The following is a 15,789-nucleotide window of genomic DNA, read 5'->3' as shown; positions in this document are numbered from 1 at the left end:
ATGAACCGGCATCTGAGCCATCCCCGGGAGCGCGAAGGCGCGGCCGCGTCGCGCTGGCCGAAGGCGCTGCGACGCGGCCCGATGGAAACACTGGCGACGGTGCTGATCTCGGCCGGCGTGCTGATGCTGCTGCAGCCCTTCTCGCTTGCGCTCTACGGCTATTCCTTCGTCACGACCCTGATCGGCGTCGTCATGTTCACCTTCGTCACCAAGTTCCCGGAGTGAGCCATGGCCGAGATCCGGGTCGATAATCTGGTGAAACGGTTCGGCGCCTTCATGGCGGTGCGCGATACCAGCTTCACGGTCGAGGATGGCGATTTCTTCTGCCTGCTGGGTCCGTCGGGCTGCGGCAAGACCACGACATTGCGGATGGTTGCGGGGTTGGAACTGCCATCCTCCGGCAGCATCCAGCTCGACGGCGAGGACGTCACCTTCAAGCGGGCGCGCGAACGCGACATCGCCATGGTGTTCCAGCTCTTTGCGCTCTACCCGCATATGAACGTGCGCAAGAACATCAGTTTTCCGCTGGTCTCGATGGGCGTGCCCAGGGACGAGACGAGACGGCGCGTCGAGGAAGCGGCGCGCGTGCTGCGCATCGAGCATCTGCTCGACAAATCGATATCCGGCCTTTCCGGCGGCGACCGGCAGCGGGTCGCGCTCGGCCGCGCCATTGTGCGCGAGCCGAAGGCCTTCATGATGGACGAGCCATTGGGCGCGCTCGACGCCGAGTTCCGCCATCTGATGTGCGGCGAGCTGCGCGCCCTACACGACCGGCTGAAGGCGACGACGGTTTACGTCACCCACGACCAGCTCGAGGCCATGTCGATGGCCGACAAGATCGCGGTGATGAATGATGGCGTGATCGAGCAGCTCGGCTCGCCGCAGGAGATCTATGACCGGCCGAACTCGATGTTCGTCGGGGATTTCATCGGCTCGCCAGCGATGAACTTCGTTCGTTTCGACGGCGCAGCGATTGCGGGCTCGACCTCGGTCAGCATCGATGCCGCCTCCGTGACCTTGCCGGAACTGCGCGAGAGCCACGCGCCCGGGCCGCTGGCGCTGGGGGTGCGGCCGGAGCAGATCGTCATCGGCGATCCCGGCCGGCAAGGCAGCGCCCTTCCGGGCGAGATCTTCGGCACCGAATATCTCGGCACGACCCAGATCGTGACGGTCGCCACCCCGCGCGGCAAGCTCAAGGCGCGCTTGCCCGCCCATATGCCGGTTGTCGCCGGCGACCGCGTCAGTCTCTCGTTCAGGCCGGAGCGGCTGTCGCTGTTCGATGCGGCGACGGGGAAGGCGATTCGCTCCGCCTTGCATGAGGCCGGCACGACGAGGCGCACCCATGGCTGAAGTCACGCTGACGCAGGTCTCGAAGCGGTTCGGCGCGGTGCAGGCCGCGAGCGACCTGTCGCTTACCATCGCCGATGGCGAGTTCGTGGTGCTGCTGGGGCCGACAGGCGCTGGCAAGACGACAGTCTTGCGCCTCGTCGCCGGGCTGGAAACCCCGGATGACGGCCGGATCTTCATCGGCGGCGTCGACGTCACCGCGCTGCCGCCGGCGGCGCGCGACGTCACTTTCGTGTTCCAGCAATATTCGCTCTATCCGCATCTGAGCGTCTTCGACAATCTCGCGTTCCCCTTGCGTTCGCCGACACGGCGCACGCCGGAGGACGAGATCCGGCGCGCGGTCGGCCATGTCGCAAAGCTGCTCAGGATCGAGGACAAGCTGCAGAACCGCGCGACACAACTCTCCGGCGGCCAGATGCAGCGCGTCGCGATCGGCCGCGCTCTGGTGCGCAGCCCGTCCATCTACCTGATGGACGAGCCGCTCTCCTCGCTCGATGCCAAGCTGCGCGCGGAATTGCGCATCGAGCTGAAGCATATCCAGCAGGACCTGGGCGCGACCATCCTCTACGTCACCCATGACCAGACCGAAGCGATGACGCTGGCTTCGCGGATCGGCGTGATCAACCAGGGCCGCCTCGTGCAGATCGGCACGCCGCGCAGCATCTATGAGGACCCGGCCGACATCTATGTCGCCACCCGGCTCGGCAGCCCCGGCATCAACCTGCTGCCGCGCGCACTCTTTCCCAATCTGGAGGCGCCGGCGAGCACGACCACGATCGGCGTGCGCACCGAGCATCTCGCCATCGCCAAGGCGGGCAACGGCGCGGTAACGGGCAAGGTCAACTGGATCGAGCGGCTCGGCGACCAGAACCACCTGCATATCGCGGTGAACCAGCAGCAGATCGTCAGTCTGGTCGATCCCGATGAAGGACTGGATGTCAGCGACGAGGTCAGCGTGAGCCTGCTCAGGCCGCTGTTCTTCGATGCCGACGGCCAGAGGGTGAGGTGAACCATGGATGGCGCGCTGAAGAAGAGGCTGATCGAGGCCATGACCGGGGCGATCGTCGGCCATGCCGATGAATTGACGGCGCTCGATCAGGCTATTGGCGACGGTGACCACGGCCTGAACATGAAGCGCGGTTTCGAGGCCGTGCTGGCGGACATGGATCCGATCGCGGCAAAGCCCTTGCCCGACGCCCTGAAGGCTATCGGCACGACATTGGTGATGAAGGTCGGCGGCGCCTCGGGGCCTCTCTACGGCACATTGTTCATGGCGCTGGGCAAGGAGCTGCCGTCAGAGCCGACGGTTGCGGATCTGGCGCGAGCGCTGGCCGCGGCTATCGAGGCCGTGAAGGCACGCGGCAAGTCCGATTTCGGCCAGAAGACCATGCTCGACGTGCTGGCGCCGCTCCAGGTCGCCCTCGCTCAGGGCGGCGCCGATCTCACGAAGCGCCTTCCCGAGGTCGTGAAGGACGCGGCCGAGGCGACGGTTCCGCTCAGGGCCATTCGCGGACGCGCCTCGTTTCTGGGCGAGCGTTCGGTCGGCCATATGGACCCCGGGGCACGCTCATCGGCGCTGCTCGCCACCGCAATCTGCAATGCCATCGGAGCCTGAAATCATGCCAGCCAGCAAGAATGTCGGCATCGTCATCGTGTCGCACTCGGCCAAGGTCGCCGAAGGCGCCGCCGACATGGTCCGCCAGATGGTCGGCGACAATGTCCCGCTCGCCGCGGCCGGGGGCAATGCCGAAGGCGGCCTCGGCACCGATGTCGCCGCCATCATGGCTGCGATCGACAAGGCATGGTCGGAGGCGGGCGTCGCCATCCTGGTCGATCTTGGCGGGGCCGAGACCAATAGCGAGATGGCGGTGGAAATGATGCCGGAGGAGCGGCGCGAGCGCATCGTCATCTGTAATGCCCCCATTGTGGAAGGCGCCGTGATGGCCGCGACCGAAGCGTCCGGCGGCTCGCCGCTGGCGGTCGTGCAGGCGACCGCCGAGGAATTGATGTCGGCATGAACGAGATGTCGGCCAATGCCAGCCAGAGGCAAGGTAGCGAGAGGAATGAAGGGATGCAGGAGGTGACGGCCAGCGCCCTGCTCACCAACAAGATCGGGCTTCATGCCCGGCCCTCGGTGAAGCTTACCCAGACCGCCAAGCGCTTCGGCTCCCGTATCGAGGTGGCCACCAGCGCGGCCGGCCCGTGGACCGATGCCAAGAGCCCGGTGAAGATCATGCGCGTCAAGGCGGCCAAGGGTGAAGTGCTGCATTTCAAGGCCAGCGGCGACGATGCGTCCGCGGCGCTGGCCGCGCTCGTCGATATCGTCGCACGCAAGTTCGACGAGGAGTGAGGCGTGATGGAACGCCGCCTTTCCGGCCTCGCCGCATCGACCGGGATCGCCTTCGGCCCGGCGGTGATCTTTCGCGCCGTCGGCGAGATGCAGCGCAAGACGGGGCCGGTCGCAAGCGAGCGACAGGCCCTGGCGGATGCGGTTGCCGCCTCCCTCCAGGCGGTCACGGGTTTGGCTGCCAGCCTTCACGGCGAGGCCGCCGATATCGTGGGCTTCCAGGTGGCGCTGCTTGAGGACGATGCCCTGACCGAGGGGGCCTTTGCCGCAATCGAGAGTGGTGTGCCGGCCGACGCGGCCTGGCGCCAGGCGCTGGCGGACGAGATCGCAGGCTATGAGGCGGCCGACGACGCCTATTTCCGCGCCCGCGCCGCAGATCTGGCAGATATCCGGGACCGGGTTCTGCGCCAGCTTTTCGGCTTGCCCGAGCTGACGGATGCGCCGCCCGGCGCCGTCATCCTGGCTCAGGACCTGCCGCCCTCCGCCTTCCTCGGCATCGATTGGTCGCAAGGTGGCGGCATCGTGCTCGGGGCCGGCAGCCCGACCAGCCATGTCGCCATGCTGGCGCGCGGGCGTGGCGTGCCGATGGTGGTCGGCATCGGCTCCGACTGGGAGGCGGTCTCCGGCACGGTCGTCGTCGACGGCATGGCGGGCCTCGTCCTGACCGGACCGTCGCGTGCGAGCATCGACGCGGCGCGGCAGCGGGCAGACGAACTCGGCCAAGTGCGGACCCAGGCGGAAACCCGCAAGCGCGAGCCTGCGCTGACCCGCGACGGGACCCCGATTACCGTGATGGTCAATGTCGCGGGGATGGCCGATGTCGCCGGCTTCCCGGCCGAGGCCTGCGACGGCATCGGCCTGACCCGCACGGAGTTTCTGGTCGAGCAGGCGTTGCAGGATGAGGCGCGCCAGTTCGAGGCCTATGCCGGGTTGCTGCACTGGGCGGCCGGCCGGCCGGTGACGATCCGCACGCTCGATGCCGGTGGCGACAAGCCCATCGCCGGCTACACGCTCGATGGCGAGACCAATCCCTTTCTCGGCCTGCGCGGCATCAGGCTGTCGCTGCGCCATCCCGGAACTTTTCGCGTCCAGTTGCGCGCATTGGCCCGGGCGGCGAGCCTCGGCCCGCTCAAGATCATGCTGCCCATGGTGACGGCAGCGCGGGAACTGGAGGAGGCGAGGGGGCTGCTGGACGGCGTTCTCTCGGAACTTGCGGCCGACGGCGTGCCGCATGGCGCGCCCGCACTCGGCATCATGGTCGAGATTCCCGCGGCCGCCGTGGCGGTCGCGAGCTTCGACGCCGCGTTTTTCTCGATCGGCTCGAACGATCTGACGCAATACGCGACTGCTGCCGCGCGCGATGGGGCGGAGGTCGCGGCCTATGCCGATGTCCTGCATCCCGGCGTGCTTGCGATGATCGCGCATGTCGCGCGCCATGGTGCGGAGCAGGGTCGGGAGGTCAGCCTCTGCGGCGACGCGGGAGGCGATCCGCGCGCCATCGCCGCCTTGCTGCGGGCCGGCGTCCGGGCGGTATCGGTCTCTCCCGGGCAGCTGGCGCTGGCAAAGGAAGCGATCCGCGCGGTCGATCTCTCGCAGCCAGGGGCGGACGCATGACAGGCTTGGAAACCCTTGCCAGCGTGCCTTCGCCCTTGGCCGAGTACAAGGCGATCCTGCGCGCGGTCATCGAGAACCGTCCTTCCGGCACACGGCAGCGACTGGCGGAAGCCCTCGGCAAGAACCGCAGCTTCATCTCGCAGATCGTCAACCCGGCCTATGTCACGCCCGTGCCGGTCCAGCATCTGGAGACGATCTTCCATGTCTGCCATTTCGCGCCCTCGGAACGCGAGGCCTTCCTGAATGCTTACCGGGCCGCCCATCCCGGGCGTCTCGAGGTGGTCGACACCGCCCGGCCGATGCGCCGGCTCGTGGTCGAATTGCCGGATTTCGGCAGCGCCGACCTGAATGCCCGGGCCGACCATATCGTGCTGGGGGTCGCGCGCGGCCTGGTCTCGCTGATTCCGGTCGCGGCCGATGACGACGAAGCCGAGATGCGGGGGGAGAGCCCATGAAGAAGCTGATCAACGCGGTCGACAGCATCCTGTCGGAGAGCCTCCAGGGACTTGCCGCCATCCACGGCGATATCCTCATGCTTGGCGAAGAGGAGAAGTTCGTTCGGCGCAAGGCACTGATGCCGGGCAAGGTCGCGCTGATCTCGGGCGGGGGCTCGGGCCATGAACCCCTGCATGCCGGCTTCGTCGGCACCGGCATGCTCGATGCCGCCTGCCCGGGCCAGGTCTTCACCTCTCCGACGCCAGACCAGATGCTTGCGGCCGTCAACGCCGTCGCCACCTCGGCGGGCTCGCTCTTCATCGTCAAGAACTATGAAGGCGACGTGATGAATTTCGAGATGGCCGCCGAGATGGCCGAGACCCCGGTTGCGACGGTCATCACCGATGACGACGTTGCGGTCCCGGCCTCGATCTATTCCACCGGCCGGCGTGGCGTCGCCGGCACGCTGATCGTCGAGAAGATGGTCGGCGCGGCCGCCGAGCAGGGCCGTGATCTGAACGCGCTGAAGTCGCTCGGCGACGAGGTCAACCGGCGCACCCGCTCGATGGGCGTGGCGCTGACCTCCTGCACCGTGCCCGCAGCCGGCAAGCCGACCTTCACACTCGCCGAGGACGAGATGGAGATGGGCGTCGGCATCCACGGCGAACCGGGCCGGCGGCGCGTGAAGCTGGCAACCGCGGATGCCATCGCCGACGAGATGATGGGCGCGATCCTCGACGATCTCTCCCTGAAGAACGGCACGCCCTGCCTGCTGCTCGTCAACGGCTTCGGCGGGACTCCTGCCATGGAGCTCTATCTGATGGCCAATGCTGCAAGGCGCGTCATGGCGGGGCGCGGTCTCTCGATCGCGCGCGGGTTGGTAGGCTCTTACGTCACCTCATTGGACATGGCGGGCTGTTCGCTGACGGTGACGGCGCTGGACGACAGCCTGATCCAGCTCTGGGACGCGCCCGTCCATACGGCCGCGCTCCGCTGGGGGTAGGCGCCGCACCGTTCCGCATGCCGGCCATCGCTGGGAGGCCCGATGTCCGGTTGCGGCGCACGGCCCGGCAGTCTGCCCAACCCCGCGCGGATCAGATCTGGATGCCGTCCGGCAATCCGCCCAGTTCCTTGAGCGTGATCGGCCGGCCCTGCTTGACGCTGGCCATCGCGGCCGCGCCGCACAGCATCGACATGGCGCCGGCCAGTGCCCCGGCGCGCTGCCCGAGCGGGTCCTTGAGGCCGGGGCGCAACAGCATGTCGCGCAGGCGGTCGTCGCCACCGAAATGGCCGCCGCTGGCATGCGGCACGCGGATGCGCTCGGCCTTGCCGAAATTCCGCATCAGCATGATCTCGTCGTGGTCGGGCACCTCGAAGGCCTGGCGCTCGTACTGGCGGATCTCGATGCGGCCCTTGGTGCCGTTGAAGGCGAGGTGGTGCCCCTCGATCGGCATGAAGGTGTTGAGCGAGTAGGAGGCGATCACGCCGTTCTCGTAGCGCAGCATCGCCGTCATCGTATCGGGAATGTCGATATCCTCGCGATAGACGCAGCCATCGCGGAAATAGCCATCGACCTCGGCGGGCTCGTCATAGAGCGCCGTCAGCCAGGGATCCTTGCTGATGTCGAGATGGAAGTCGCATGCGACGGTATGCGCGCAGGTCTGGCAGCGCTCGCCGCGGAACGGGCCATTGCGGCCGTAATGGCGCTGCGTGCCGAAAGCGGAAACCTCGAGCGCGGTCGAGTCCAGGTACCAGTTCAGCAGGTCGAAATGATGGGTCGACTTGTGCACGAACAGGCTGCCGGAATTCTTCTCATAGGCGTGCCAGCGCCGGAAGTAGTCGGCGCCGTGCTTGGTATCGAGATACCAGTGGAAATCGACCGAGGTGACGGTGCCGATGGCGTTCTCGAGCAGCAGCTGCTTGATCCGGGCGGCAGTCGGCGCGAAGCGATAGTTGAAGGTCACGTCGATCTGCCGTCCGGTGCGGATCTCGGCCTCGAGGATGCGGCGGCATTTCTCCGGCGTCGTGGTCATCGGCTTTTCCGTGATGACCCGGCAGCCGGCCTCCAGCGCCTTGATGATGATGTCGTCATGGGTGTCGTCGCGGCTGCAGACGATGACGATCTCGGGCTTTGCCACGGCGAGCATCGTGTCGACATCGGTATAGATCGGCGCATTGGTGCCGATCTCCTGGCGGGCATGGCTGGCGCGCAATTCGTTGACGTCGCAGATCGCGACGAACTCGGTGCAATCGCGCCAGCCGGCGAGGAGCTCGCGCCCCCACATGCCGGCTCCGCGGTGGCCGGTGCCGACCAGGGCCACGCGATGGCGTTCGTCACTCAAGGTCATCGCCGCATCCGTCATGTCTGCATTTCCTCGTCAGTCTCTTGTTTTTTGAAACCCTCCGGATCACCGCGCCGGGCTTGATCGCCGGCTGCAATGACCGGCCGTCAGACGAAATAGTCGGGATGGGCGACGCGCAGCCGGGCCAGGTCGGGGATGACCACGTTGAGATGGGTCTGCATGGCCTCCCGCGCGGCCTCGACGTCATGCCGCGCGATGGCGTCGCGGATGACCTCGTGCTCGCCGATGACCTGGTGCATGCGGCCGGGGACCGGCAGGGTCAGCCGGCGCGCCCGGTTGATCTGGACCTTCACCTGGCGCAGCAGCTTCCAGATGCGGGGATAGCCGGCGATCAGCGCGATCGCCTCGTGGAAGGCTTCGTCCGCCGCGTGGAAGGCGTCCATGTCGCCGATCTCGGCCAGCATCCGCTGGTTCGCCAGCTTGGCGTCGAGCTGGGCGATGTCGGCGACGGTCGCGATCTCGGCCGTGCGCTTGATCGCCGTGTCTTCAAGGGCCAGCCGGATGACCTGCGCCTCGGGGATTGCGCTGAGCGGCACATGCGAGACGAAGGTGCCCGATTGCGGGAAGATGTCGACGAGTCCGTCCTCCGAGAGGCGGATCAGCGCCTCGCGCACCGGCGTCTTGCTGACCCCGAATTGCTGGGTCAGCGCCTTCTCCTGCAGGGGGGTCCCGGGGGCCAGGTGCATGTTGACGATGGCCTCGTAGAGCTCGTCGTAGATCACCGTCGCCGTGGTGACGCGTCGCTGCGGCGGACGAAGGCCGGACTTCGCCGACCGCCCCCGCGGGACGGGCCCCTCCGCCGTTTCATGCTCCCCCTGGCGTTCCATCGCTCTCGCCTGTTCGGCCTGTGCAGCACCGCTCAAGGCGGTTTTGACATACTAGTATCTTAGTGTATCAGTTTATCAAGGCTCAAAGGAAGGCGCTTGGTTGGAACGCCACAAAACCAGCTCGCTACCGCTCGAAGCGCATGCCCGTCCGCGCTCATCCGTCTGTTGGGCATGACGGGGCAGGGTTCGCTACACTTGCGGGCTGGGATCGAGGCCGCGCTCGTGCAAGCATGGGCGGATACAGCTCGCCGCCTGACACCAGCTCCGACGACTGCAGACGCTTTGATGCCTGAAGTATCTTTGACGCCCGAAGTAGGTTTGACGTCCGAAGACTTCCGCGCGCACCGGCGCGCCAAGAACAACAAGTTCAAACAAAAACAAAATCTGGAAACGCACCAATCGAGGGAGAAAGTCGATGAGCGCCTATTCTGTTAACCGTCGAGGGTTGCTTGGCGCCGGCGCCGGTATCGCTGCTGCTTCGCTGCTGGGCCTCAAGCCCGCAGCTGCGCAGCAAAAGGACATCAGGGTATTCTGGTGGGGCTCGCAGGAGCGTGCCGACCGTACCAACCGGGCCGTCGATGCTTACAAGAAGGCGAATGCCGGCATCGAAGCCAAGACCGAGTTCGCCGGCTGGAGCGATTACTGGCCGCGCCTCGCCACACGGGTCGCCGGGCGCAATGCGCCGGATCTGCTCCAGATGGACTACCGGTACATGTTCGAATACGCCCGCCGCGGCGCGATCGTGCCGCTGGACCAGTACATCGGCAACGCGCTCAAGATCGAGGATTTCGGCAAGGCCAATCTCGAATCCTGCAGTGTCGACGGCAAGCTCTTCGGCATCAATCTCGGCGTGAACTCGTCCTGCGCCGTGTTCGATCCGGCGGCATGGGAGGCGGCTGGCGCCGCTCCGCTGGCGTTCGGCAACAGCTGGGACGAGTTCGTCAGCAAATGCGCGGCCTTCGCAAAGGGCAACAAGCGCAAGAAATTCTACGCCACCATGGATGCCAGCGGCCATGAGCCGGGCTTCGAGCTCTGGCTCGTGCAGAACGGCAGGGCGCTCTATGGCGAGGATGGAAAGCTCGCCTTCGACGAAAAGGACGCGGGCAACTGGTTCAAGCTCTGGGCCGAACTGCGCAAATCGGGCGGCTGCGTACCGCCGGATGTCCAGGCCCTCGACAAGTCGACGCTCGACACCTCGACGCTCACGCTCGGCTATGCCGCGACCGCGTTCCCGCATTCCAACCAGTTCGTCGGCCTCCAGCAGCTCAACAAGGCCAAGCTCGACATCACCGCCTTCCCGGTCACGGCGGGCGGCAAGCCGGGGCAGTATCTGAAGCCGTCGCAGATGTGGTCGATCGCCTCGGATTCGAAGAACCCCGAGATCGCGGTCAAACTGGCGAACTTCACTGTGGCGGAGGCGGGCGGCGCAAAGATCCTGGGCGTCGAGCGCGGCGTGCCGGCATCCTCCGGCATGCGCGAACTCCTCGGACCGGACTTGGACGAGGTCAGCAAGAAGGTCGTCGATTATATCGGCAAGCTCGGCCCCTACACGGCCAAGCTGCCGCCATCTCCACCCAAGGGTGCCGGCGAAGTCGCCTTCGTCCTGGAGCGGGTCAGCCAGGAAGTCGCCTTCGGTGTCTCACCGGAAGAGGGCGGCAAGAAGTTCGTCACCGAGGCCGCGTCGATCCTCAAACGCGGGTGACGCGATGGTGTCCTTTACCGCAGGTGACGCGGTAGAAAGGCGCCCGGCGAAGCCCGGGCGTCTCAGCCGCTTCTTTTTCGCCGGCAACGGCGCGGGCTACATGTTCCTCGCGCCCTGGCTGATCGGCTTCCTCGGTCTGACCCTCGGCCCGGCGCTGGCCTCGCTCTACTTGTCCTTCACCGACTACGACCTGCTGCAGTCGCCCAAATTCGTCGGCATGGACAACTATGTCCGCATGGCCACGGGGGACGCGAAATTCGCGGCGGCGATGAAGGTGACCTTCATCTATGTCATCCTCTCCGTGCCGCTGAAGCTGATCTTCGCTCTGGCGCTGGCCATGGCGTTCAACCGCGGCATCAAGGGCCTGCCGTTCTACCGCGCGGTGTTCTATCTGCCGTCGCTGCTTGGCGGTTCGGTCGCGATCGCTGTGCTCTGGCGCCAGCTCTTCGCTGCCGACGGCCTGGTGAACTCGGTGCTCTCGGTCTTCGGCATCGACGGTCCGAGCTGGATCTCCAACCCGAACTACTCGCTCTACACGCTGGTCGTGCTCTCGGTCTGGCAGTTCGGCTCGCCGATGATCATCTTCCTCGCCGGCCTGCGCCAGATTCCGCAGGACATGTACGAGGCGGCGAATATGGACGGCGCCTCGAAGGCGCGGCAGTTCTTCAGGATCACCTTGCCGCTGCTGACGCCGGTGATCTTCTTCAACTTCGTCATCCAGACGATCGACGCGTTCAAGGCCTTCACGCCGTCCTTCATCATCTCCGCCGGCACGGGCGGGCCGATCAACTCGACGCTGTTCTACACGCTCTACCTCTATCAGGAGGCCTTCGGCTTCTTTCGCATGGGCTATGCCTCGGCGCTCGCCTGGGTGCTGGTGCTGATCATTGCCGTCTTCACGACCTTCTCGTTCCTGTCGGCGCGCTACTGGGTGCACTATGATGAATGACGCCGCGCATGCCGCCCCGCCCGGCGATACGCCGGAGCGGTCCATCCTGCACTCCGTGCTGATCCACTCGCTGCTGATCGGCGTCTCGTTCCTGATGCTCTATCCGCTGCTCTGGATGGTATCGGGCTCGGTGCGCCCGGCCGACGACATGTTCGGCGGGCAGACCTCGCTGATCCCGTCGCAGGTGACGCTGCAGGCCTACAAGACCGGCTGGTTCGGCCTGCAGGTCAGTTTCGGCACGTTTTTCCTGAACTCGCTGGCCATTTCGGTGCTGGCGACGATCGGCAACGTCATGGCCGCCTCGGTCACGGCCTTTGCCTTCTCGCGGCTCGAGTTCTTCGGCAAGAGCTTCTGGTTCGCGTTGATGCTGGGCACGCTGATGCTGCCCTATCACGTGACCCTGATCCCGCAATATGTCCTCTTCCTGAAGATGGACTGGGTGAACACCTGGCTGCCTCTGGTCGTTCCGAAATATTTCGCGGTCGACGCCTTCTTCATCTTTCTGATGGTCCAGTTCTTCCGTGGCCTGCCGCGTGAACTCGACGAGGCGGCGATGATGGATGGCTGCAGCGCCTGGCGGATCTACTGGAAGATCGTGCTGCCGCTCTCGCTGCCGGTTCTGGCGACCGCCGCGATCTTCTCCTTCATCTGGACCTGGGAGGATTTCTTCGGGCCGCTGATCTATCTCGGCGACATCCACAGCTACACCGTGCAGATCGGCCTGCGCTCGCTGATCGACTCGAGCGGCACCTCGGACTGGGGAGCGCTGTTTGCGATGTCGGTGCTGTCGCTGATCCCGATCTTCCTGATCTTCCTGTTCTTCCAGCGGCTGCTGATCGAAGGCATCGCCACGACCGGCATGAAGCGCTGAGGATGCCCGTGATGAGAGTGCTGAACTTCGCCGTGATCGGCATCAACCACGACCACATCCATGGTCAGATCGGCGCGCTCCGGCGCACCGGTGCCACCTGCGCCGGCTTCTACGCGGCCGAGGACGATCTCGCGGCCGCGTTCATGGCCAGGTACCCGGAGATCCCGCGTGTCACTGAGGCGGCCCGGCTCCATGAGGACCGGGCGATCGACCTGGTCGTGAGCGCTGCCGTTCCCGCCGACCGCGCCGCGATCGCGATCACCGCGATGCGCCACGGCAAGGACGTGATGCTGGACAAGCCGGGGGTGACCAGTCTGGCCCAGCTGCATGAGGTCAAGGCGGTGCAGGCCGAGACCAGGCGGATCGTCTCGATCATGTATTCCGAGCATTTCGAGGTGGCGGCGACGGTGAGGGCCGGCGAGCTGGTGGCGGCAGGCGCGATCGGCGAGGTCGTCAACCTGATCGGCATGGGCCCGCACCGGCTCCGCAAGCCCGAGCGCCCGGGCTGGTTCTTCGAGCGCGAGCGCTATGGCGGCATCCTGACCGACATCGCCTCGCATCAATGCGAGCAGTTCCTGTTCTTCGCCGCAGCCGACGACGCCGAGATCCTCTCCGCCTCGGTCGGCAACCGCGCCAATGCCGACCGGCCTGGCCTGCAGGATGTCGGCGACATGCACCTGCGCACGCAAAATGGCGTCACCGGCTATATCCGCGTCGACTGGTTCACGCCCGACGGGCTGCCGACCTGGGGCGATGGCAGGCTGACCATCATCGGCACGCAGGGCACGATCGAGCTGCGCAAGTATGTCGACATCGCCGGCCGTCCGGGCAAGGACCATCTTTTCCTCGTCGACCGCAGCGGCATGCAGCATATCGACTGCTCGGCTGTGGAGCTGCCCTATGGCCGCCAGCTCGTAGCCGACGTCTTGGACCGGACCGAGACGGCGATGCCGCAGGCGCGCTGCTTCAAGGCGATGGAGATCGCCCTCAAGGCTCAGCACCTTGCCGAGACCGGCAGGCTGCCGAGCGCATCGTCCCAAGAGGCTGCCTGATGAGTGAAGTGAAATCCGTCGCGGTGGTCGGCTGCAATATCGGCCGCTCGCATATCCTCGAAGGCTATGCGCCACGGCCCGAGCGCTGGCGCCTTGCCGCGGTCTGCGACCTCAATCAGGAGCGGCTCGACAAGGTCGCCGACGAGTTCTCAGTCGAAAGCCGTACGCAGCATTTCGACGAGCTGCTCGGCCGCGACGATATCGACGTCATCGATATCGCGACCCCGCCGGCGACCCATCTCGAGCTCGTTACGAGGGCGCTCGCCGCCGGCAAGCATGTCGTCTGCGAAAAGCCGCTGGTCGGTTCGCTCTTCGACGCCGACCGCCTGCTCACGGCGGAGGCGCAGAGCGGGCGCATCCTGATGCCGGTCTTCCAGTACCGCTATGGCGACGGGGTGCAGAAGGCCAAGCGCATCATCGATTCCGGCATCGCCGGCACACCCTATCTCGGCACGGTCGAGACCCATTGGAAGCGCACGGCCGCCTATTACGACGTGCCATGGCGCGGCAAATGGGAGACCGAGCTCGGCGGCGTGCTGATGACCCATGCCATCCATATCCACGACATGCTGACCTATTTGATGGGGCCGGTGGCGAAGCTGTTCGCCCGCGCCGTGACGCGGGTCAACGCCATCGAGGTCGAGGATTGCGTCGCCGCCTCGCTGGAGATGCAGAGCGGCGCCCTGGTCGCGGCCAGCGCGACGCTGGGCGCGCAAAACGAGATCAGCCGCTTCCGGCTCTGCTTCGAGAACGTGACCTTCGAGAGCGGCGGCGGCTGCTATTCGCCCGGCGACGATCCCTGGACGGTCCTGCCGGCGAATGACGCCGTGGCGGCCCGGATCGAGGCGTTGCTGGCCGACTACCAGCCGGTCGGACGGCGCTTCCTCGGCCAGATGGATGCGTTCCACGAGGCCTTGAACGGGCGGGCGCCGGTTCCGGTGACGATCGCCGATGCGCGCCGGGCGCTGGAACTGGCGACGGCCTTCTACCAGTCGGCGCAGACCGGCGCGGATGTCTCACTGCCGATCGGGCCGGATCACCCGAAATACACGAGCTGGCGCCCGAACGGGCACTGAACCGGGACAAGAACACCAGGACCGATCGCTGTCACACGGCCGGAACGGCGGGGCTGATCGGCAAGATGGGGAGGACGAGATGGCGACGAGCATCAAGCTCAACAAGGTGGTGAAGCGCTACGGCGCAGTCGAGGTCATCCACGGCATCGACCTTGCGATCGATCCGGGCGAGTTCGTCGTCTTCGTCGGCCCCTCGGGCTGCGGCAAGTCGACCTTGCTGCGGATGATCGCCGGGCTGGAGAAGATCACCGGCGGCGACCTCCTGATCGACGGCGAGCGCATGAACGATGTCCCGGCCTCGCAGCGCGGCATCGCCATGGTGTTCCAGTCCTACGCGCTCTACCCGCACATGACCGTCTACAAGAACCTGGCCTTTGGCCTGGAGACGGCCGGCTACAGGAAGGCCGAGATCGACGAACGCGTGCAGCGTGTCGCCAGGATCCTGAAGATCGAGAGCTATCTGCAGCGCCGCCCCCGCGCCCTGTCCGGCGGCCAGCGCCAGCGCGTCGCCATCGGCCGGGCGATCGTGCGCGAGCCCAAGATCTTCCTGTTCGACGAGCCGCTCTCCAATCTCGACGCCGAGCTGCGCGTGCAGATGCGTGTCGAGATTGCCAAGCTGCACCAGGACCTCGGCAACACGATGATCTACGTCACCCATGACCAGGTCGAGGCCATGACCATGGCCGACAAGATCGTGGTGCTGCGCGACGGCATCGTGATGCAGGCCGGCGCGCCGCTCGAACTCTATAACCGGCCGGCCAACCAGTTCGTTGCCGGTTTCATCGGCTCGCCGAAGATGAACTTCCTGGCGGCGCGCGCCAGCGCTGCGGCCAACATGATCGAGGTCGCCGGCCGCAATGTCTCCCTCGATGCGGCTCTGGCCGTGCGCCAGGACGAGCCGCTGACCTTCGGCGTCCGCCCCGAGCATATCGCGGTCGGCGGCGAGGCGGGCGAAGTGCTCGGAGAGGTCAAGGTCCAGCTCGTCGAGCATCTCGGCGGCGGGACCGTGCTTTACGCCACCACGGCGGGAGGCGAGAATCTGACGATCTCGGCCGCCGGGCAATTGCGCGTCCGGCACGGCGAGAATGTGCCGCTGCGCATCGACCCGTCGATCTGCCACGTCTTCGACAGCCAGGGCATGGCGCTGCGCAGCTGAGCGAGGCGGCCGAGCCCGAGCTTCACACGCGCCGAGGACGAGAGGGAGAT

At 66.2% G+C, this 15,789-nt stretch carries 17 protein-coding genes; 15 read left to right on the top strand and 2 right to left on the bottom strand.

The annotated features are described in order from the left end of the window. The 9 genes from AC1DGP_RS19965 to dhaK are packed head-to-tail and all read left to right on the top strand — an operon-like array spanning position 1 to position 6,746. Positions 1-225, top strand: a complete 225-nt coding sequence (locus AC1DGP_RS19965) for a hypothetical protein (RefSeq protein WP_441491143.1) — start codon at positions 1-3, stop codon at positions 223-225. Positions 226-228: 3 nt separating this feature from the next. Further along, positions 229-1,350 carry an ABC transporter ATP-binding protein gene (locus AC1DGP_RS19960; protein WP_476768858.1) on the top strand — a complete coding sequence of 374 codons (1,122 nt, stop codon included), beginning with the start codon at positions 229-231 and terminating at the stop codon, positions 1,348-1,350. Further along, positions 1,343-2,356: an ABC transporter ATP-binding protein gene (locus AC1DGP_RS19955; protein WP_441506722.1), complete on the top strand. Its 1,014-nt coding sequence runs from the start codon at positions 1,343-1,345 to the stop codon at positions 2,354-2,356. Before AC1DGP_RS19960 ends, AC1DGP_RS19955 begins: the two co-directional genes overlap by 8 nt. A 3-nt stretch (positions 2,357-2,359) precedes the next feature. Beyond that, positions 2,360-2,962, top strand: a complete 603-nt coding sequence (dhaL, locus tag AC1DGP_RS19950; protein ID WP_476768859.1) for a dihydroxyacetone kinase subunit DhaL — start codon at positions 2,360-2,362, stop codon at positions 2,960-2,962. Positions 2,963-2,966: 4 nt separating this feature from the next. Then, entirely contained in the window at positions 2,967-3,365 is a 399-nt protein-coding gene (gene dhaM, locus AC1DGP_RS19945) for a dihydroxyacetone kinase phosphoryl donor subunit DhaM (protein ID WP_113511725.1), read from the top strand. 53 nt (positions 3,366-3,418) lie between these two features. Beyond that, positions 3,419-3,697 (top strand): HPr family phosphocarrier protein, encoded by a 279-nt coding sequence (locus AC1DGP_RS19940; protein WP_441491362.1) that lies wholly within the window; start codon positions 3,419-3,421, stop codon positions 3,695-3,697. A gap of 6 nt (positions 3,698-3,703) precedes the next feature. Then, positions 3,704-5,308 carry a phosphoenolpyruvate--protein phosphotransferase gene (locus tag AC1DGP_RS19935; protein WP_476832442.1) on the top strand — a complete coding sequence of 535 codons (1,605 nt, stop codon included), beginning with the start codon at positions 3,704-3,706 and terminating at the stop codon, positions 5,306-5,308. Next, on the top strand, positions 5,305-5,763 hold the full coding sequence (locus AC1DGP_RS19930; protein WP_476768861.1) for a hypothetical protein: 459 nt from the start codon (positions 5,305-5,307) through the stop codon (positions 5,761-5,763). The genes AC1DGP_RS19935 and AC1DGP_RS19930 overlap by 4 nt, the downstream gene beginning before the upstream one ends. Then, positions 5,760-6,746 carry a dihydroxyacetone kinase subunit DhaK gene (gene dhaK, locus AC1DGP_RS19925; RefSeq protein ID WP_476768862.1) on the top strand — a complete coding sequence of 329 codons (987 nt, stop codon included), beginning with the start codon at positions 5,760-5,762 and terminating at the stop codon, positions 6,744-6,746. Before AC1DGP_RS19930 ends, dhaK begins: the two co-directional genes overlap by 4 nt. A gap of 91 nt (positions 6,747-6,837) precedes the next feature. Here dhaK and AC1DGP_RS19920 read toward each other — a convergent pair whose 3' ends face one another. Continuing rightward, positions 6,838-8,106, bottom strand: coding sequence for a Gfo/Idh/MocA family protein (locus tag AC1DGP_RS19920; protein ID WP_476768863.1), 1,269 nt, complete (start codon positions 8,104-8,106; stop codon positions 6,838-6,840). 86 nt (positions 8,107-8,192) lie between these two features. Beyond that, positions 8,193-8,933 (bottom strand): GntR family transcriptional regulator, encoded by a 741-nt coding sequence (locus AC1DGP_RS19915; protein ID WP_476768864.1) that lies wholly within the window; start codon positions 8,931-8,933, stop codon positions 8,193-8,195. 415 nt (positions 8,934-9,348) lie between these two features. On the opposite strand from AC1DGP_RS19915, the gene AC1DGP_RS19910 reads away from it, so the two are divergent. The 6 genes from AC1DGP_RS19910 to AC1DGP_RS19885 all read left to right on the top strand — a co-directional run bounded on the left by AC1DGP_RS19910 (position 9,349) and on the right by AC1DGP_RS19885 (position 15,739). Continuing rightward, positions 9,349-10,635: an ABC transporter substrate-binding protein gene (locus AC1DGP_RS19910; protein WP_476832441.1), complete on the top strand. Its 1,287-nt coding sequence runs from the start codon at positions 9,349-9,351 to the stop codon at positions 10,633-10,635. Between the two features lie 100 nt (positions 10,636-10,735). After that, complete coding sequence (locus AC1DGP_RS19905) at positions 10,736-11,584, top strand: carbohydrate ABC transporter permease (RefSeq protein ID WP_244523698.1); 849 nt, start codon at positions 10,736-10,738, stop codon at positions 11,582-11,584. Then, positions 11,577-12,455: a carbohydrate ABC transporter permease gene (locus tag AC1DGP_RS19900; RefSeq protein ID WP_476768866.1), complete on the top strand. Its 879-nt coding sequence runs from the start codon at positions 11,577-11,579 to the stop codon at positions 12,453-12,455. The genes AC1DGP_RS19905 and AC1DGP_RS19900 overlap by 8 nt, the downstream gene beginning before the upstream one ends. An 11-nt stretch (positions 12,456-12,466) precedes the next feature. Next, positions 12,467-13,507, top strand: coding sequence for a Gfo/Idh/MocA family protein (locus AC1DGP_RS19895; protein WP_476768867.1), 1,041 nt, complete (start codon positions 12,467-12,469; stop codon positions 13,505-13,507). Then, positions 13,507-14,583 carry a Gfo/Idh/MocA family protein gene (locus AC1DGP_RS19890; RefSeq protein WP_476768868.1) on the top strand — a complete coding sequence of 359 codons (1,077 nt, stop codon included), beginning with the start codon at positions 13,507-13,509 and terminating at the stop codon, positions 14,581-14,583. Before AC1DGP_RS19895 ends, AC1DGP_RS19890 begins: the two co-directional genes overlap by 1 nt. 79 nt (positions 14,584-14,662) lie before the next feature. Next, on the top strand, positions 14,663-15,739 hold the full coding sequence (locus AC1DGP_RS19885) for an ABC transporter ATP-binding protein (RefSeq protein WP_441491157.1): 1,077 nt from the start codon (positions 14,663-14,665) through the stop codon (positions 15,737-15,739). Positions 15,740-15,789 lie beyond the last annotated feature (50 nt).

Source organism: Allobosea sp. 05T433, from assembly GCF_056396065.1.
This window is presented reverse-complemented; position numbering and strand designations above follow the sequence as displayed.